The sequence below is a fragment of the Nocardioides lentus genome (assembly GCF_039529515.1).
GTDB lineage: Bacteria > Actinomycetota > Actinomycetes > Propionibacteriales > Nocardioidaceae > Nocardioides > Nocardioides lentus.
In genome coordinates this window covers 177,860-195,490 of sequence record NZ_BAAAMY010000004.1, presented here as the reverse complement: position 1 = coordinate 195,490, position 17,631 = coordinate 177,860, and the positions used below count along the sequence as shown (strand labels likewise).

17 protein-coding genes are annotated in these 17,631 nt (G+C 75.1%); 1 reads left to right on the top strand and 16 read right to left on the bottom strand.

The genetic code is table 11. From position 1 onward, the window contains the following. Positions 1-151: 151 nt before the first annotated feature. The 12 genes from ABD158_RS07715 to dacB form a co-directional block, all read right to left on the bottom strand. Complete coding sequence (locus tag ABD158_RS07715; protein WP_344005797.1) at positions 152-1,228, bottom strand: GNAT family N-acetyltransferase; 1,077 nt, start codon at positions 1,226-1,228, stop codon at positions 152-154. A 52-nt stretch (positions 1,229-1,280) separates the two neighbouring features. Beyond that, positions 1,281-2,012 (bottom strand): hypothetical protein, encoded by a 732-nt coding sequence (locus ABD158_RS07710; protein ID WP_344005795.1) that lies wholly within the window; start codon positions 2,010-2,012, stop codon positions 1,281-1,283. A gap of 9 nt (positions 2,013-2,021) precedes the next feature. Then, positions 2,022-2,468 carry a DUF3180 family protein gene (locus ABD158_RS07705; RefSeq protein ID WP_344005793.1) on the bottom strand — a complete coding sequence of 149 codons (447 nt, stop codon included), beginning with the start codon at positions 2,466-2,468 and terminating at the stop codon, positions 2,022-2,024. A gap of 94 nt (positions 2,469-2,562) precedes the next feature. Further along, a complete protein-coding gene (gene folK, locus ABD158_RS07700) occupies positions 2,563-3,132 on the bottom strand; it encodes a 2-amino-4-hydroxy-6-hydroxymethyldihydropteridine diphosphokinase (RefSeq protein ID WP_344005791.1) in 570 nt (189 codons plus the stop codon). Further along, entirely contained in the window at positions 3,129-3,554 is a 426-nt protein-coding gene (gene folB, locus ABD158_RS07695) for a dihydroneopterin aldolase (RefSeq protein ID WP_344005789.1), read from the bottom strand. Before folB ends, folK begins: the two co-directional genes overlap by 4 nt. Positions 3,555-3,562: 8 nt before the next feature. Further along, positions 3,563-4,453 carry a dihydropteroate synthase gene (gene folP, locus ABD158_RS07690; RefSeq protein ID WP_344005788.1) on the bottom strand — a complete coding sequence of 297 codons (891 nt, stop codon included), beginning with the start codon at positions 4,451-4,453 and terminating at the stop codon, positions 3,563-3,565. Next, positions 4,450-5,061: a GTP cyclohydrolase I FolE gene (gene folE / locus ABD158_RS07685; RefSeq protein ID WP_425573166.1), complete on the bottom strand. Its 612-nt coding sequence runs from the start codon at positions 5,059-5,061 to the stop codon at positions 4,450-4,452. Before folE ends, folP begins: the two co-directional genes overlap by 4 nt. A 10-nt stretch (positions 5,062-5,071) precedes the next feature. Continuing rightward, positions 5,072-7,135 carry an ATP-dependent zinc metalloprotease FtsH gene (gene ftsH / locus ABD158_RS07680; protein ID WP_344005786.1) on the bottom strand — a complete coding sequence of 688 codons (2,064 nt, stop codon included), beginning with the start codon at positions 7,133-7,135 and terminating at the stop codon, positions 5,072-5,074. Positions 7,136-7,292: 157 nt separating this feature from the next. Further along, positions 7,293-7,847, bottom strand: a complete 555-nt coding sequence (gene hpt, locus ABD158_RS07675) for a hypoxanthine phosphoribosyltransferase (protein WP_344005784.1) — start codon at positions 7,845-7,847, stop codon at positions 7,293-7,295. Between the two features lie 33 nt (positions 7,848-7,880). Further along, positions 7,881-9,020, bottom strand: a complete 1,140-nt coding sequence (gene tilS / locus ABD158_RS07670; protein ID WP_344005782.1) for a tRNA lysidine(34) synthetase TilS — start codon at positions 9,018-9,020, stop codon at positions 7,881-7,883. 14 nt (positions 9,021-9,034) lie between these two features. Beyond that, positions 9,035-10,120: a zinc-dependent metalloprotease gene (locus ABD158_RS07665; RefSeq protein ID WP_344005780.1), complete on the bottom strand. Its 1,086-nt coding sequence runs from the start codon at positions 10,118-10,120 to the stop codon at positions 9,035-9,037. Positions 10,121-10,384: 264 nt separating this feature from the next. Further along, on the bottom strand, positions 10,385-11,881 hold the full coding sequence (gene dacB, locus ABD158_RS07660; protein ID WP_344005778.1) for a D-alanyl-D-alanine carboxypeptidase/D-alanyl-D-alanine endopeptidase: 1,497 nt from the start codon (positions 11,879-11,881) through the stop codon (positions 10,385-10,387). Between the two features lie 125 nt (positions 11,882-12,006). On the opposite strand from dacB, the gene ABD158_RS07655 reads away from it, so the two are divergent. Beyond that, entirely contained in the window at positions 12,007-12,522 is a 516-nt protein-coding gene (locus ABD158_RS07655) for an inorganic diphosphatase (RefSeq protein WP_344007002.1), read from the top strand. 25 nt (positions 12,523-12,547) lie between these two features. On the opposite strand, the gene ABD158_RS07650 is transcribed toward ABD158_RS07655, so the two are convergent. The 4 genes from ABD158_RS07650 to ABD158_RS07635 form a co-directional block, all read right to left on the bottom strand. Further along, complete coding sequence (locus ABD158_RS07650) at positions 12,548-13,225, bottom strand: class I SAM-dependent methyltransferase (RefSeq protein ID WP_344005776.1); 678 nt, start codon at positions 13,223-13,225, stop codon at positions 12,548-12,550. An 82-nt stretch (positions 13,226-13,307) separates the two neighbouring features. Further along, positions 13,308-15,368, bottom strand: coding sequence for an acyl-CoA dehydrogenase family protein (locus ABD158_RS07645; protein ID WP_344005774.1), 2,061 nt, complete (start codon positions 15,366-15,368; stop codon positions 13,308-13,310). Between the two features lie 116 nt (positions 15,369-15,484). Then, positions 15,485-16,573 carry a phosphatase PAP2 family protein gene (locus ABD158_RS07640; protein WP_425573165.1) on the bottom strand — a complete coding sequence of 363 codons (1,089 nt, stop codon included), beginning with the start codon at positions 16,571-16,573 and terminating at the stop codon, positions 15,485-15,487. Between the two features lie 46 nt (positions 16,574-16,619). Then, positions 16,620-17,630, bottom strand: coding sequence for an ABC transporter ATP-binding protein (locus ABD158_RS07635; RefSeq protein WP_344005770.1), 1,011 nt, complete (start codon positions 17,628-17,630; stop codon positions 16,620-16,622). Position 17,631: the final 1 nt, after the last annotated feature.

Below are 17,631 nucleotides of genomic sequence, written 5' to 3'. Positions count from 1 at the left end.
ACTCGACGGCGCTACAGCGGGAACTGCCGCCGACTCGACGGCGCTACAGCGGGAACTGCCGCCGACTCGACGGCGCTACAGCGGGAACTGCCGCCGACTCGACGGCGCTACGGCGGGAACTGCCGCCGACTCGACGGCGCTACGGCGGGCGTCAGACCCGGATGTCGCGGTGCCAGGACTGGGTGCGGTACTTCGTGACCCAGCCCATCGCCGTGTACAGCCCGTCGGCGCCGGTCGGGGAGTCCGCGTCGACCTCCAGGCCGACGCTGTCGCGGCCGCGCCGGGCCGCGTCGGCGATGACGGTGCGCAGCAGGCCCTTCGCGACGCCGCGACCGCGGGCGCTGGAGAGGACCCCGATGTAGTCGACGTACGACGCGTGGGGACCGTCGGCGTTCTCGACCAGGGTGCCGACGAGCGCGCCCGCCGGCTCCCAGCCCTGGTCGCCCTCGAGCTCGGCCAGCCACCAGTGGTGCCAGCGGTGGCCCGGGTCCTCGCGCAGGCGGTGGAGGAACTCCGCGAAGGTCTCCTCGCGGGAGTTGAAGTGGTCGAGGAAGGCGCTCTCGAGGACGTCGTGCACGGCGCGCAGGTCGTCGTCCGCGGGCATGTTGCTGCCCTCGCGGTCCACGAGGCGGAACACGACGCCGTCGGCCTCCCAGCGGGCGGGGTCGTCGACCAGGTCGGCCTCGTCGGGGGTGACGGGGCGGCTCATCTGCCACCAGTTCCGGGCGTGGGCGAAGCCCGCGGCCCGGAACCAGGCGTGCTGGCGCTCGTCGTCGGCGAACGCGCCCGCGTCGATCTGCTGGGTGGTGAGGCCGCGTGCCTGGCCGACCTCGCGGGCCTGTCCCTCGGCCCAGCCGAGCAGGATCCGGCTGCAGCGCTCGGCGTCCGCGCCGGGCAGGTCGCGAGCGACGACGTGGTCGTAGATCATGCGGTTGGTGGCGCGGTCCTGCACGCTCCCCCAGGCCCGGACGGCACCCTCGGGGTCGCGGACCACCAGGTTGGCGTGGGTCAGCGCGGCCACCTCGGAGACCCGCATCTCGATGTCGTCGGGTCCGGCGCTCGACCAGCCGCGCGCCGCCTCCTGGTGGGCGCCCAGCAGCGCGATGAGCTCGTCGGCGAGCTCCGCGCTGCCCGCGCCGGGGTCCTCCGCGGTCCAGCCGTCCGGCAGGGTCGGCGTCTCGGGAACGACGTCGTCGACGTCCTGGGCGAACCGGCTGTCCTCGATCACCCCGAGGATTCTGCCGTACGCCGACCCGGGCGGCGGGTGGACCCGGCCGGCCTCAGGCCTGCCGGCGGCGACCGGGGGTGGCGGCGGTCTGCCACAGGTGCAGCTCGGAGCGCAGGGCGTCGCGCTCGGTCTCGAGCTCGGCGATGCGGGCCGCGGCGGCGACCGCGCGCTCGCCGGCGATGTCCTCGGCCTCGCTGAGACGGGTGGCGAGCTCCTCGGCGCGGGCGGCCTGCGCGCGGGCGAGGCTCTCGGTGCCGGCGAGGCGGTCCTTGGCCTGCTCGAGCTCGGCCTCGACGGCGGCGAGCCGGCGCTCGCGGCGGTCCAGCGCGGCCTCGTGGGCGTGGATGGTGGCCAGCTGCTCGGCCAGGACACGCTCGCCGTCGTCGAGGCGGCGGGTCATGGTCTCGGCGAAGACGCGGTTCTCCCGCACGCGGGCGTCGGTGATGCCGCGGTACTCCCCGGCGAGGCGGGCGCGGTCCGCGCCGCCCTCGCGGCGGGTGTCGAGGACCTCGAGGTGGGTGGAGCGGGTGGCGGCGGCGCCGAGCGCCAGCACGACCAGACCGCCGGCGACGGGCCACGTCGCGCCCGCGCCGGTGAGGACCGTGACCGCCACGGCCGCGACGGCGACCACGGCGGCGAGGGCCAGCAGGACCACCGCGCGCACCAGCCGGGCGCTGCGGGGGCGGGTCCGCGACCCGGGGGCCGCGGGGGACGACGGGCTGCTCGACGACGGGCTGCCGGGCGTGCGCCCGGGGGACGGTACGGGGGCGCTCGCGGTGGCCATGGCTGCAGGCTAGGCGTCCGGCTCGTCCGATCGGACGCGACACGCGCGCTCCAGCAGCGCCGCCGCGACGACGACCGCGACCGACGCCAGGGCGGCGACGCCGGACCGGGTCAGCCGCTGCTGGGCCAGCTCGGTCGGCAGGCCCACCCAGGACAGCGCGTACCCGGCGTACGCCCCGGCGACGAGGGAGCCGACCACCACGCAGGCCCGCGCCAGCAGCAGCCGGTTGACGGCCTGGTGCGGCTCGAGCCGGGCCCGCGGGTCGGCGATGACCGTGCGGGTCGCCCAGGCGGCGAGGCCGAGCACCCCGGCGACGACGCCGAGCACGAGCACGGACCCCCACGGCACGAGCGGCGCGGTGACGCCGGTCGCGGCGGCGACGGGACGGACCAGCCAGCCGCCCACCAGGCCGATCGCGGCGGCGACCGCGGGGGCCGCCGGGCCCATCGGCCGCATGGCCCGCCAGTCGGGCCGCCCGTCCGGGCCCGGGGGCCCCGACGGACCGGACGACCCCGTCGGACCGGACCGCCCCGCGCTCACGGGCGGCGGGTCACTGCAGGTCGAGCGTGAGGTCGTCGCGGCGCGCCACGCCGTGACGGTCGGCCTTCTCGAGCAGCTCGGCGATCGGGCCGACGCCCGGGATCGCGGCGTCGGGCTCGAGGTCGTACCAGGGCTGCAGCACGAAGGCGCGCTCGTGGGCCTTGGGGTGCGGCAGCCGCAGCCAGTCCTCGTCGCTGCGCCGGTCGCCGACGACGATGAGGTCGACGTCGAGGGTGCGCGGGGCGTTGCGGACCTCGCTGCGCTCGCGGTCGTAGGCGTCCTCGATGGCCAGCGCCCGGTCCATCAGCCGCGCCGCGGAGAGGGTCGTGTCGAACAGGACGACGGCGTTGAGGTACTTCTCCGCGTCGGGCGGCGAGTCCACCGGCTCGGTCTCGTAGACCGCGGAGACGTCGGTCAGCCAGACCTCGGGGGTGTCGGCGAGCGCGCCGACCGCGCCCTGCAGGCTCGCCATCCGGTCACCCAGGTTGGACCCGAGCGCCACGACCGCGCGGCGGATGGGGTGCATCTCGCCGGTGAGCGTGTCGGTCGAGATGATGTGCGGGTTGGGGGTCTCGGTCACGCGTCGGCCCTCTTCCGGGTGATCGTCAGCGCGACGTCGGAGAACGTCGCGTCGATGGGCGCGTCCGGCTTGTGCACCGTGACCCGGCTCCAGGCCACCGGCCCCGCCGCGAGGCAGAGGTCGGCGACCCGCTGGGCCACGGTCTCGATCAGGTCGACCGGATCGGTTTCGACGGCGGTCTTGACCGCCGCCACGAGGCTTCCGTAGTCCACGGTGTCTCGCAAGTCGTCGGTGCGGGCCGCGCGGGCGGTGTCGAGGCCCAGCACGAGGTCGACGAGGAACACCTGTCCGTCGCGCCTCTCGTGCGCCAGGACGCCGTGGTGGGCGAAGCACTCGATGCCTCGCACGGCCAGCTCGTCGCCGACGCCGGAGGCGTGCACCGGCGCCGTCACGGGCACGGAGGTCTCCGGGGTCGGGGTCACGTCGAGCATCATGCCGTGCCCGCCCCCGTGCGTGCCGCGGAGGCCTCCCGCCAGCGCCGGGCGACGGCGAGCGCGTCGGCCGTGCCGCGCACGTCGTGCACCCGCAGGCCCCACACCCCGTGGGCGGCGGCCAGCGCGCTGAGGGCCACCCCGGCGGCCTCCCGCTCGTCGACCGGGCGGGGCTCGGAGCCCACGGCGAGCAGGCGGCCCAGGAACGACTTGCGGCTGGCGCCCAGCAGCAGCGGGCGGCCGAGGGCGTCGAGCTCGGCGAGCGCGCCCAGCAGCGCCCAGTTGTGCTCGGCGGTCTTGGCGAAGCCCAGACCCGGGTCGAGGACCACTCGGTCCTCGGCGACGCCGGCCGCCACGGCGGCGGCCAGCCGCTCGCCGAGCTCGCGGCGCACGTCGCCGACGACCCCGCCCGGCCCGTCGTACGCCGCGAAGTCGCGCATGCGGTCGGCGTGCGCGCGCCAGTGCATGGCCACGTAGACCACGTCGCCACCGGCTCCGGCGACCACGTCGAGGACCGCCGGGTCGGCCAGCCCCCCGGACACGTCGTTGACGACCCTCGCCCCGGCGGCCAGCGCGGCCGCGGCGACCTCCGCGCGCATCGTGTCGACCGAGACGGTGACGCCGGCGGCGGCCAGCCCGGTGACGACGGGGACGACGCGGTCCAGCTCCTCCGCCGTGCCGGGGCGGACGGCGCCCGGCCGGGTGGACTCCCCACCCACGTCGACGAGGTCGGCCCCCTGGGCGACGAGCCGGCGCCCGTGGGCGAGGGCCGCGTCGGTGTCCGCCCAGCGCCCGCCGTCGGAGAAGGAGTCCGGGGTCACGTTGAGCACGCCCATCACCCGCGGCCGGTCGCGGCCGACGAGGAGCGGGTGCGCGCCGTGCGGGCTCATCGCGCGTGGATCAGCGACATGGCCTCGGCGCGCGTGGCCGGGCGGTGCATGATGCCGCGCACCGCCGAGGTGACCGTACGGGCGCCGTGCTTGCGCACCCCGCGCATGGTCATGCACAGGTGCTCGGCCTCGACGACGACGATCGCGCCCCGCGCCTCCAGCACCTCCATCAGCGCGTCGGCGACCTGGGTCGTCAGCCGCTCCTGCACCTGCAGGCGGCGGGCGTAGAGGTCGACCAGGCGCGCGAGCTTGGACAGCCCGGTGATCTTGCCGGAGGAGGCCGGGATGTAGGCGACGTGCGCGACCCCGGTGAACGGCACCATGTGGTGCTCGCACAGCGACCACAGCTCGATGTCGCGCACGAGGACCATCTCGTCGTGCCCGAGGTCGAAGGTGGTGGCGAGGACCTCGGTCGGGGTGAGCCGCATGCCCGCGGTCAGCTCGGCGTACGCGCGGGCGACGCGGGCCGGGGTCTCGCGCAGGCCCTCGCGGTCGGGGTCCTCCCCGATGGCGGCGAGCAGCTCGCGCACCGCGGCCTCGGCGCGGGCGTGGTCGACCGGCGGCACGTCGGCCGGGTCGACGGGGACGACGTGCACGGGATCGGTCACGCGCTCAGCCTCACAGGGGACGCGGGGGCTCGCCGCCCCCGGACGAGGGACCGCCCACGGCGGGGTCGCCGTGCACGTCGCCGCCGGGCCCGGGCGGGCTGATGACGACGCCGCCGTCCCCCGACGCCGGGACGTGGCCGTTGGCCCTGACCCGGTCGCGGATCTCCTGCGGGATCTCGATCGGCGGGATCGCGGACGGCGCGCGCTCGGGCGAGCCGGTCCACGCCGGGCGGCGCGGACGGCGTCGCAGCGGCTCGAAGACCTGGGCGACCTCGGCCTTGTCGAGGGTCTCGCGGTCGAGCAGCGCGAGGACCAGCGCGTCGAGGACGTCGCGGTTCTCCTCGAGGATGTCGAAGGCCTCCTGGTGGGCGACGGCGAGGAACTTCTTGGTCTCCTCGTCGACGATCGCGGCGACGTCCTCGGAGTAGTCGCGCTGGTGGCCCATGTCGCGGCCGAGGAACGGCTCGCCGCCGGAGTCGCCGAGCTTGATCGCCCCCAGGCGCTCGGTCATGCCGTACTGGGTGACCATCGCGCGGGCCAGGCTGGTGGCCTTCTCGATGTCGTTGCCGGCGCCGGTGGTCGGGTCGTGGAAGACCATCTCCTCCGCCGCCCGGCCGCCGAGCATGTAGGCGAGCTTGTCGAGCATCTCGGAGCGGGTCTGGGAGTACTTGTCCTCGTCGGGCAGCACCATCGTGTAGCCGAGGGCGCGACCGCGGGGCAGGATCGTGATCTTGTGCACGGGGTCGGTGCCGGGCAGCGCCGCGGCGACCAGGGCGTGGCCGCCCTCGTGGTAGGCGGTAATGAGCTTCTCCTGCTCGCTCATCAGGCGCGTACGGCGCTGGGGACCGGCGATCACGCGGTCGATGGCCTCGTCGAGGGCGGCGTCGGTGATCCGCTTGCCGGAGTCGCGGGCGGTCAGCAGCGCGGCCTCGTTGAGCACGTTGGCGAGGTCGGCGCCGGTGAAGCCCGGCGTGCGACGGGCCACGGACATCAGGTCGATGTCCTCGGCGATCGGCTTGCCGCGCGAGTGGACCTTGAGGATCTGGTGGCGCCCGGCGAGGTCGGGGGCGTCGACCTGGATCTGCCGGTCGAAGCGGCCCGGGCGCAGCAGTGCGGGGTCGAGGACGTCGGGGCGGTTGGTCGCGGCGATGAGGATGACGCCGCCGCGCACGTCGAAGCCGTCCATCTCGACCAGCAGCTGGTTCAGCGTCTGCTCGCGCTCGTCGTGGCCGCCGCCCATGCCGGCGCCGCGGTGGCGGCCGACGGCGTCGATCTCGTCGATGAAGACGATCGCCGGGGCGTTCTCCTTGGCCTGCTCGAACAGGTCGCGCACGCGGGAGGCGCCGACGCCGACGAACATCTCGACGAAGTCCGAGCCGGAGATCGAGTAGAACGGCACGCCCGCCTCGCCGGCGACCGCGCGGGCCAGCAGCGTCTTGCCCGTGCCGGGCGGGCCGTAGAGCAGCACGCCCTTCGGGATCTTCGCGCCGACGGCCTGGAACTTGGCGGGCTCCGAGAGGAACTCCTTGATCTCGCCGAGCTCCTCGATGGCCTCCTCGCAGCCGGCGACGTCCGCGAACGTCGACTTCGGCATGTCCTTGGAGATCATCTTCGCCTTGGACTTGGCGAACTGCATGACGCCGCGGCCGCCGCCCTGCATCGAGTTCATGAGGAACAGGAAGAGGCCGACGATCAGCAGGATCGGCAGCAGCGTGAGCAGCAGTGATCCGAAGATCGAGGGCTGGGGGTTCTCGGAGGTGGAGGAGTCGATCGTGCCGGCCTCGACCTGGGCGTCGATCGCCCGGATGATGCCCTCCTGCTGGCCCTGCACGTAGTAGGCGACGACCTCGTTGCCGCCGTCGCGCTCGACGTCGTCGTCGAGGACGGCCTGGATCTGCTGCTCGCCGTCGACGAGGGTGATCTCCTTGACCTGCCCGTCGGCGATGTACTGCTCCATGCGGGAGGTCGAGATCTCGTCCTGACCTCCGCCCGGGGCGAGGAACTGCAGGGCCAGGAGGACGCCGGCCACGGCCAGGACGATCCACAGCCAGGGACCCTTGAACGCTCGCTTCACGTGGTTCTCTTCGCCAATCGCACATCGGACGCGCCCGGTGGGGCGCTCGGCCAGGTGAGAGGACGACGGTACTCCGGCGTCCCGACACCGCTCAGTCTCTCAGGCTCCCCCAGCGCCCCGGGCCCCAGGAGGAGGCCGCGGGCCGACGCCCCCGCGCTCAGGAGGAGTAGACGTGCGGCGCGAGGGTGCCGATGTCGCGCAGGTTGCGGTAGCGCTCCTGGTAGTCCAGGCCGTAGCCCACGACGAACTCGTTGGGGATGTCCCAGCCGACGTACTTCGGCTCGACCGGCATCGCCAGCGCCTCCGGCTTGCGCAGCAGGGTGGCGATCTCGACGCTCGCGGGGTTGCGGGAGGACAGGTTGGAGATCAGCCAGCTCAGCGTCAGGCCGGTGTCGATGATCTCGTCGACGACGAGCACGTGGCGCCCGGAGATGTCGGTGTCGAGGTCCTTGAGGATCCGCACGACGCCGCTGGACTTGGTGCCCGACCCGTAGGACGAGACGGCCATGAAGTCCATCTCGAGGTGGCGGTCCAGTGCCCGGGCGAGGTCGGCCATCACCATGACCGCGCCGCGCAGCACGCCGACGAGCAGCAGTTCCTCGCCCTCGTAGTCGGCGCGGATCCGCTCGGCCATCTCCCCCAGCCGGGTCTGGATCTGCTCCTCGGTGAAGAGGATGTTGACCAGGTCGCCCTCGACGGCGCTCGACTCCATGGTGGTCGAGGCTATGCCCTCGCGGGCGGCGCGTCAGGGGCGGGTGAAGCGCAGCAGCGCGCCACGCCGTACGACGCGCAGCGGGCCGGGCAGGTCGGCCCAGCGCTGACCGTGCCAGTCGACGACGAGCGCCTCGGCGCCGAGCACGTGCACGTGGGCGAGCTCGGCCGCCGGCGCACCGGCGGCCAGGGCCGCGCGGTGCAGCACCCGGCGGCGCAGGGGCCCGGGAGCGGCGGCCAGCGTCGCGACGTCGTACGCCGGCCCGACGGGCGCGCCGGCACCGTCGGCACCGTCGGCACCGTCGGCCCCGTCGGCCCCGTCGGCCCCGTCGTCACCACCGGCGTCACCACCGGCGTCGGGATCGCCACCGGCGTCGGGGTCTGTCCCCGCCGGTCCGCGCGCGGCCCGGGAGCCGAGCTCGTCGGCGAGCAGGTCGAGCAGCTCCATGTCGCCGCGCAGCTGCTCGCCGGTGCGGGCGAGGGTGGTGGCGACGCCGGGGCCGAGCTCGGCCTCGAGGGCCGGCAGCACGCTGCGGCGGACCCGCGAGCGCAGGAAGCGCGGGTCGTCGTTGTGGGGGTCGGACCACCAGGGGAGGTCCAGCGCCCGGCAGGTGGCCTCGGTGTCCTCGCGACCGAGGTCGAGCAGCGGCCGGGCCCAGGTGGTCGCCGTCCCGCCGGGGCCGACCTCCTCGGTCCAGGAGCGGCGCATCCCGGCGACCGACCGGCCGCCGCTGCCCCGGGTCAGGCCGAGCAGGACGGTCTCGGCCTGGTCGTCGCGGGTGTGCCCGAGCAGCACCAGGGTCGCGCCGGTGCTGGCCGCGACCTGGCCCAGCACGGCGTAGCGGGCCCGGCGGGCGGCCGCCTCCGGGCCGCTGCCGTCGGCCTCCACGGCGACCCGGGCGGTGAGGGTCTCGTCGACGCCGAGGGCGGCGAGCCGGGCCACCGCGGTCGCGGCGACCTCGGCGGAGTCGTCCTGCAGGCCGTGGTCGACGGTGACGCCGAGGACCCGCACCCCCGGGCCGGGCGCCTCGGCGACCGCGGCGGCGGCGAGCGCGAGGGAGTCCGCGCCACCGGAGCAGGCGACGAGGACGGTGGCGCCGGGCTCCGCCGGGGCGAGCACGCCGCGCACGGCGTGGCGGACCCGGGCGAGGGCCCGCTCGTCGGGGGTGGGCACGTCGCGCCGGGCCCTCAGAGGACCCGGGCGACCCACGCGTCGGGGTCGGCGAGCTCGGCGCGGGTGGGCAGGTGCTCGGGGCGCTCCCAGACGGCGTTGAAGCGCTCCATGCCGACGCGGTCCACGACGCCGCGCACGAACGCGGCCCCGTCGCGGTACTGCGCCATCTTCGCGTCGAGGCCGAGCAGCCGGCGCAGGAGCCGGTCGAGGGCACCCACCCCGCCGCGGCGCTTGTCGAACGAGGCCCGGATCGCGCCGACGCTGGGGATCACGCCGGGACCGACGCCGTCCATGACCACGTCGGCGTGGCCCTCGAGCAGCGACATGACGGCCGTGACGCGGTCGAGCACCTCGCGCTGGGCGGGGGTGCTGACGAGGTCGACGATGCCGGCGCCGGAGCCGGTGCCGCGCAGGGTGTCGCCGAGGCGCTTGAGGCCGTCGCCGCCGAGCAGGTCGCGCAGCGTGCCGGAGTCGACGCTCTCGCCGAGGGCGCGGACCTGGTCGAACAGGTGGCCGCGCAGCCACGGCACGGCGGTGAACTGCACCCGGTGGGTCTCCTCGTGCAGGCACACCCAGAGCCGGAAGTCGGCGGGCTTCGCGCCGATCTCGCGCTCGACGTGGACGATGTTGGGCGCGACGAGCAGCAGCCGTCCGCCGGGCTCGTGGAACGGGTCGTACTGCCCGAGCACCTTGCTGCCGAGGAAGCCGAGCATGACGCCCACCTCGGTGCCCGTCACCCGCGACCCGACCGCCTGCGCGACGGCCCCGGGCGCGCCGCGCCGCTCGGCGAGGCGCGCGACGAGCGGCTCCATCACGGTCGCGAAGCCGTCGGCGTTGGCCTGCACCCAGCCCTGGCGGTCGACCACGAGGACCGGCGGACCGTCGTCGGGGGTCCGCAGCCCGGTGAACTCCGCCACCAGCGCCGTCGAGCGCGCCGCGCCCGCGCGCAGCTCGGCGACCGCCGTCCGGGCCACCGCGGGGTCGACGACGGGTCCCTCCCCGGCCAGCCGGCTGCCGACCCGGACCGCCAGCGCCCAGTCGACCATGCCCGCGCCCGCCGTCGAGGCCGGTCCTGTCCCGTGCGTCGGCCCGTCCGTCATGCGGCGAGCCTAGGCCCGCCCCGCACGGCCGCCGTACGGCGAGTCGGCCCGGATGCGCACCCCCAGCCCCCCGAGTCGGCCCGGATGCGCACCCCCAGCCCCCCGAGTCGGCCCGGATGCGCACTCCAGGCGCACACAGCTGCCGACTCGCGCCCACCTGCGCGCACACAGCTGCCGACTCGCGCCCACCTGCGCGCACACAGCTGCCGACTCGCGCCCACCTGCGCGCACACAGGTGCCGACTCGCGCACAGCCGCGGACCGGTCAGGCGGCGCAGCGGCAGGCGGCCAGGGCGGCGACGAGGCGGTCGACCGCCTGGATGGCGCCGAGGGTGTCGACGGGGTCGATGCGGTCGGCGAGGACGGCGTAGGAGAGCACGGCCCCGTCGGCGGTGGTGACGACGCCGGCGAGGCCGGAGACGCCCGTCAGGGTGCCGGTCTTGCCCCGCACGGCGCCGAGACCGGCGGGGTCGACGGTCGCGAACCGGTTCGTCAGCGACCCCGAGAAGCCGGCGACCGGCAGGCCGGTGAGCACGCTGCGCAGCTCGGGACGATCGGGGGCCGCGGCCAGGTCGAGCACGTCGAGCAGCGCCGTCGCGGTGAGCCGGTTGGCCCGCGACAGGCCGCTGCCGTCGTTCAGCCGCACCCCGGCGAGGCCCACGCCGAGGTCGCGCAGCGTGGCGGTGACCCCGCGGGACCCGCCGCGGAAGGACCCCTCCCCGGCGACCGCGAGGCCGACCTGGTGGGCGAGCACCTCGCCGACCTCGTTGTCGCTCGTCTCGAGGAGGTGCTCGACCAGCAGGTCCACCGGCAGGCCGGTGACCCGCGCCAGCTCCGTGGCCCCCGTGGGCGCGGTCGCCGCGCGCGGCGCGCCGGGCGTCCGTACGCCGGCCTCCCGCAGCGCGGCGGCGAACGTGCCGGCCGCCGCGCGCGCCGGGTCGGGCGCGCGCACCTCGTCGGGGCGCACCCCGCGGTCGGCCCACAGGGCGGAGACCGGCGAGACGACGCCCGAGGAGAGGTAGTCGTCCTCCCAGGTGGGGCTCGCGGGCGGGCCGTCGAACAGCGTGTCGTCCCAGGCGACCCGCACCCTCCGGGTCCCGTCGGCGCGCAGCGTCTCCGCCGTGTCCTCCGCGAGGGTCCGGAGGTCGGCGCGGGCCGGCTCCCCGAGCGGGCGGTCGGGGTCGGGGGCGCTCGCGAGCAGCGGGTCGCCGCCGCCGACCAGCACCACCTCGGCGACGCCGCCGCGCGTGCCGCCGTCCACGACCCTCGTCGCGAAGCGCCGCTCGGGCCCGAGGGCCTCGAGCGCCGCCGCCGCGGTCATCACCTTCGTCGTGGACGCGGGGACCGCCGCCTCCCGGGCGCCCAGCAGCACGGGTCGGTCCCCCCGGTCGGTCGCGAGCCCCGACACCCCGACGACGACGCGACCCCCCAGGTCGCGGTCGCGCAGGGGACCCGCCAGCGCCCGTCGTACGGCGGCCGCGTCGGGGACCCCGGTGTCGGCCGGCTCCCGCGGGGCGGCGACGGGCGGCGGCGCGGGCACGGCGGGCAGGTCGAGGCCGGAGGGCGGGTCGACGTCGGCCGGGTCGTCGTCGGGGTCCGGCGGCGCCGGCGACGACGTGAACGCGTCGCGGACGTCGTCGACGAGGCCCGGACGCCACACCAGCAGGCCCGCCGCGAGGACCCCGAGCACCACCACGACGACCAGCACCGGGCGCAGGCGCACGGCGCCGGCCTCGGTGTGACGCAGGTCACCTCGGAGCACGGGTGGACTCCCTCTCGGGGGGCGGGGTGGGGCCGGCAGGCCATTGTGCGCGAGACTGTCGCGGTCCCCGCGGCGGGGACACCCGCAGGCCGGGTGCAGGGTGACGGACGCTAGGAGTGGACGTGCTGGAGTTCGACGTGCTCGTGGAGATCCCCAAGGGCGAGCGCAACAAGTACGAGGTGGACCACCGCTCCGGGCGGCTCCGGCTCGACCGGACCCTCTTCACCTCGACGCAGTACCCCGCCGACTACGGCTACATCGAGCACACGCTGGGCCAGGACGGCGACCCGCTGGACGCCCTCGTGCTGCTCCAGGCCCCAACCTTCCCGGGCTGTCTCATCGAGTGCCGGGCCATCGGCATGTTCCGCATGACCGACGAGGCGGGCGGCGACGACAAGGTGCTCTGCGTGCCGGCCAACGACCCGCGCCAGGCCCACATGCGCGACATCAGCGACGTCTCCGACTTCGACCGCCTGGAGATCCAGCACTTCTTCGAGGTCTACAAGGACCTCGAGCCGGGCAAGTCCGTCGAGGGCGCCAACTGGGTCGGCTTCGAGGACGCCCAGAAGGAGATCGAGGCCTCCTTCGAGCGCGCGCGGCAGTCGGGACACGACATGCCGCACCCGCCCGCCGCCGGCTGAGGTCCTCCGGCCGGGTCCCGCGCGCTCAGGCCGCGCGGGTCGCCCGGACGTGGACGACCGGCCCGGAGGAGCGCAGCGTGATCCGGGTGAGCCCCGCGGCCCGCAGCCACGAGTGCAGCTCGAGCCGCGAGCACATGGGCCCGAGCAGCCCGGCGGCGCGCCCGACACGGCGTCCGGGCTCGTGGCGCAGCCCCGAGTCGGTGACGAGCGTGCTGCCGATGAGGCGCCCGCCCGGGGCGACGACGCGGGCCAGCTCGGCGGCCGCGGTCCGCGGGTCGTCGAAGCAGTGCAGCCCCATCAGGCTCAGCACCACGTCGTAGCTCCCGTCGGGGTCGGGCAGGTCCGCCGCGTCCGTGACCCGCGTGGTCAGCTGGTCGGTCACGCCGAGCCGCTCCGCGAGTCCCGTCGTACGACGGAGCATGGCGGGCGAGACGTCGGCCGCGACGTAGTCGACGCCCTGGCCCGGCCGCAGCCCGCGCAGCCCGACCCCGCCGCCGCAGGGCACGTCGAGCACGCGGGAGCCCGCGGGCAGCGCGCCCAGGGAGCGCACCGCCGCCAGCAGCAGCGACAGGTCGCTGCCCATCCCCCAGCGCCAGACAGGGTCGCCGAGACGCGGGTGCTCGACCGTCAGGTCGTAGAACCGCGCCCACAGCGGATCGGTCTCCCAGCGGCCGACCAGCTGCCCGACGACGGGGAGCCTCACCGTCGCGCCCGCCGGCTCCGCGCGCGCCCCGGGCGCCCGGGACCCCCGGGGCCCACCGGGCACGGGGTCACCGGGCACGGGGTCACCGGGTCGGCTCCTCGGCGAGGAGCCGCTCGTCGAGCAGGTCGGGCGAGCGCAGCATCGCGTCGGGGACTCCGAACGACTCCACCAGCGGGACGGCGATCGGCCGGACCCGGCGGCACAGCTCGCCGACCTCGCGGGTGATCGCCTTCGAGCGCGCCACCGACAGGCGGCCGTGCTCGATGAACCAGGCGCGGTCGGCCTCGATGCCGCTCAGGGCGTGGAGGTCGCGCAGCAGCCGCAGCGCGTCCCTCTCGGCGCCGTCCTCGAGACCGGCGACCTTGGCGGTGAAGTCCTCCAGCACCAGGCGCTCCACGTGGGCGCGGGCCGCCGCGATGACGTGGTCCTGCACGCGGGAGAACACCGCCCCGGGGTGGTGACCGGCGTCGATGCCCCGCTTCAGCCGACGGGCCACCCCCGACACGAGGTGCTCCTCGCGGAAGCGGTACATCGCCAGCTGGTAGTCGGGGTCGGCGAGGCCCGCCTCGGGCTCGCCGTCGTCGAAGCCGGGCAGCACGTCGCGGATCCGCTCGAGCAGCTTGTGCACCGACGTCCGCTCGATCACGGTCTCCACCGCGAGCTCGCCGACGAAGCGGGCCATGTCGAGCTGGTTCATGTCCTCGAACTCCGAGGCGTAGCCCGTGAGCAGGCCCTTCGCCACGAGCTGCAGCAGCACGTGGTTGTCGCCCTCGAAGGTCGTGAAGACGTCGGTGTCGGCCTTGAGCGCGGCGAACCGGTTGGCCGACAGGTAGCCGGCGCCGCCGCAGGCCTCGCGGCACTCCTGGATGGTGCGGGTGGCGTGCCAGGTCGCGAGGGCCTTCGTGCCGGCGGCGCGCGACTCGAGCTCGCGCTGGCGCGACTCGTCGTCGGTGACGCCCGACATCAGGTGCAGCTCGCCGACCAGCTTCTCCTGCGCGAAGTGCAGCGCGTAGGTGCGGGCCAGCAGCGGCAGCAGGCGTCGCTGGTGCATGCCGTAGTCGAGGAGCAGCTGCTCGCGGTCGGGGTCGGCGGCCTCGAACTGGCGGCGCAGGTCGCCGTACCGGACGCCCAGGGTGATCGCGACCTTCGCGGCGCCGAGCCCGGCCCCGCCGACCGAGATCCGGCCCTGGACCAGCGTGCCGAGGGTGGTGAAGAACCGGCGGTCGGGGTTGTCGATGGAGGACTCGTAGACACCCTCGGGGGTGACGTCGGCGAAGCGGTTGAGCAGCGCCGTGCGCGGGATCCGCACCTCGTCGAACCACAGGCGGCCGTTGTCGACGCCGTTCAGGCCCATCTTGTGGCCGCAGTCCTCGATGCGGACGCCGGGCGCCGGGGTGAGCCCGCCGTCCTCGCCACGCTCGCGGATCGGCACGACGAAGGCGTGGACGCCCTTGTCCTCGCCGCCCACGTGGAGCTGGGCGAAGACCGCGGCGACCTCGCCGTGGCGGGCGGCGTTGCCGATGTAGTCCTTGCGGCCCAGGTCGCCGTCGGTGGTGACGACGAACTCCTGCGTCGCCGGGTCGTACGTCGCGTGGGTGCGCAGCGCCTGCACGTTGGAGCCGTGGCCCGACTCGCTCATCGCGAAGCCGCCCATCAGCTCGCCCGAGATCAGGGGGCGCAGGTAGCGGTCGTGGTGGTGCTTCGTGCCCAGGTGCAGCACTGCGCCGCCGAAGAGGCCGAACTGCACGCCGGCCTTGACCAGGACCGACAGGTCGCCGTAGGCGAGGGTCTCGAAGGCGGAGATCGACGCACCGACGTCACCGCCCCCGCCGTACTCCTCGGGGAAGCCCATCCCGGTCTGGCCGCTGGCGGCCATCTCGAGCAGCAGGTCGCGGACGCGGTCGCGGTAGTCGTCGACCGACAACGTCTCGGCGTCGGTGAGGATGTCGGCGAACTCGACCAGGTTGCTGCGCACCAGGTCGCGCACCTCGGCGTAGCGGCCGTCGAGGATCGCCTGCATCCGCGTCGGGTCGAGGTCGGCGCCGGAGGTGGCGGCCCCGGTCGTCGCGCTGGTCGACCCCTCCGCGGAGGTCGCGCCGGCCGGGTCGTCGTACGGCGTGGGCTGGACGGTGTCGGTGGCCATGACGACCACGCTACTCGCCGGTAGCGGCGTCTGTCTGTCATCTGTAACACAGAGTTACAGCATGGATCCTGGACAGAGTGTCGAGGTCCGGCCCGACGCTCGCCCGGGGCGGGAGGTCAGGCGCGAGCCGCCGGGTCGCCCTCGGCGGCGCGGTCGTCGACCGGGATCCGGGACGTGGTCGTGGTCGGGTGGCTGGAGCGGCCCATGCGGTCGAACTTCTGCCCGCTGGCCAGCCCGCCGAGGTAGAAGGAGATCAGCGCGATCATGATGCCCCCGATGTCGTCGGCGACGTAGTGCCAGCCGAAGTAGAGGGTGGCGACGATCGTGATGCCGAAGTTGACCCAGAAGATCCAGTGCACGACCCGGTTGCGCACGGTGTACTGCGCCATGAGCGCCCACAGCAGCGTGATCGCGGTGTGCAGGCTCGCGAACCCCGCGACGCCCTGGATCGCGTTCTCCACGTCGTTCCACAGGAACGTCGAGCGCCCGTAGTGCAGCGACTGCATCAGGTCGGTGGTCGGGGTCTGCGGCAGGTCGGTGTAGAGCCAGGAGTACTCGAAGCCCGGCCCCAGCGTCGGCAGCAGGTAGTACGACGCGGTGCCCAGCGTCCAGGCCAGCACCTGCGAGGTGGCGAACCAGTAGCCGAAGGAGATGTTGCGCGACCAGATCGCCCACGCGGTCACGGCGAGCGGCACCAGCGGGAGGTACCAGATGTAGATCAGCGACAGGAACTGCGCGACCACCTCGTAGCCGAGGATGCTGTGCAGCACGATCGCCGGCTCGTTGCCGAAGAAGAGGAGCTGGTCGATCTGGTGCAGCTCGCGGTCGAACATGTAGTCGGTGCCGAGGACCTCGGGCAGGAACGACTTCAGGTTCCGGTAGGACACGTAGGTGACGTAGAAGCAGACCAGGCCGAGGACCACCAGGACCAGCCGGTCGCGGGTCCAGTGGGTGCGCCAGCGCTCCCGCACGATGCCCGGCATCTTGCGGACGTCGAGCTTGGAGTACCACAGCGCCCGGGGCACCATGTCGAGCGTCAGCGCCAGCAGGATCAGCAGCGGCCCGCGGGCCCACGCGGGACCCAGGAAGCCCTCGGGGTCGACGATGCTGCGACCGAGGGCGTTGGCGGTGAACAGCGCGAGGAGCAGCATTCCACCGGCGACGCCGACGAGCAGGGCGTAGGCGCGGCGGTACACCCGGCACATCTTAGGGTTCCCCACCTCGCGTCCCGCCAACGCGTTCAGGGTGTTCTCAGCCGCGGGCCCGCCGGAGCGGCGCGAGGCGGGCGGGGTCGACGTCCAGGCGCACGGCGGCGCCGGGCGCGGGCACCCGCGCGGCCGCGAGACCCGGCCCCCCGACCGCGTCGAGACGACCGAGCCCCTCGACGTCCGCGACCAGGCGGACCTGGTCGGGGGTCGCGGCGGCCGAGACCACCGTGCCCGCCAGCGCCCCGGCGGGCTCCACCCGCAGCGCGGAGCGCCGCAGCGCCACCGCAGAGGCTCCCGGACGGCCGGCGGCGGCGAGCACCGCCGCCGCCCGCGCCCCGTCGAGCACGCGCGCGTAGCCGAGGAACAGCGCGGCCTCGGCGTCGACGGGGGCGCCCCAGACGTCGGCGACCGGTCCGTGCTGCACGACGCGGCCGGCCCGCATCAGGGCCATCCGGTCGGCGACCGCGAAGGCCTCCTCGTGGTCATGGGTCACCAGGACGGCGGTGGTGCCGGCCTCCACGAGGATCCGGCGCAGGTCGCCCGCGAGCCGCTCGCGCAGGCCGGCGTCGAGCGCGGAGAGGGGCTCGTCGAGCAGCAGCAGCCGCGGTCGCACGGCGAGGGCGCGGGCCAGCGCGACCCGCTGCTGCTCGCCGCCCGACAGCGTCCCCGGCAGGCGGTCGCCGTACCCGACGAGGCCGACCAGCTCGAGCAGCTCGGCGACGCGGGCGGCGGTCTCGGCGGCGGGGCGGCGGCGCAGCCGCAGCGGGTAGGCCACGTTGCGGGCCACGGTGAGGTGACCGAAGAGCTGACCGTCCTGGAACATCAGGGCGAAGCCGCGGCGGTGGGTGGGGACGCGGGTGACGTCCTCGCCGTCGGCGACCACGGTGCCCGAGCGCGGCGCCTCCAGGCCGGCGACGGCCCGCAGCAGGGTCGACTTGCCGCAGCCGGACGCGCCGAGCACCGCGAGCACCTCGCCCGCGGGCACGTCGAGGGAGACGTCGACGACGGCGTCGACGCCGTCGTAGGCGACGGACACCCCGCTCAGCGACAGCACG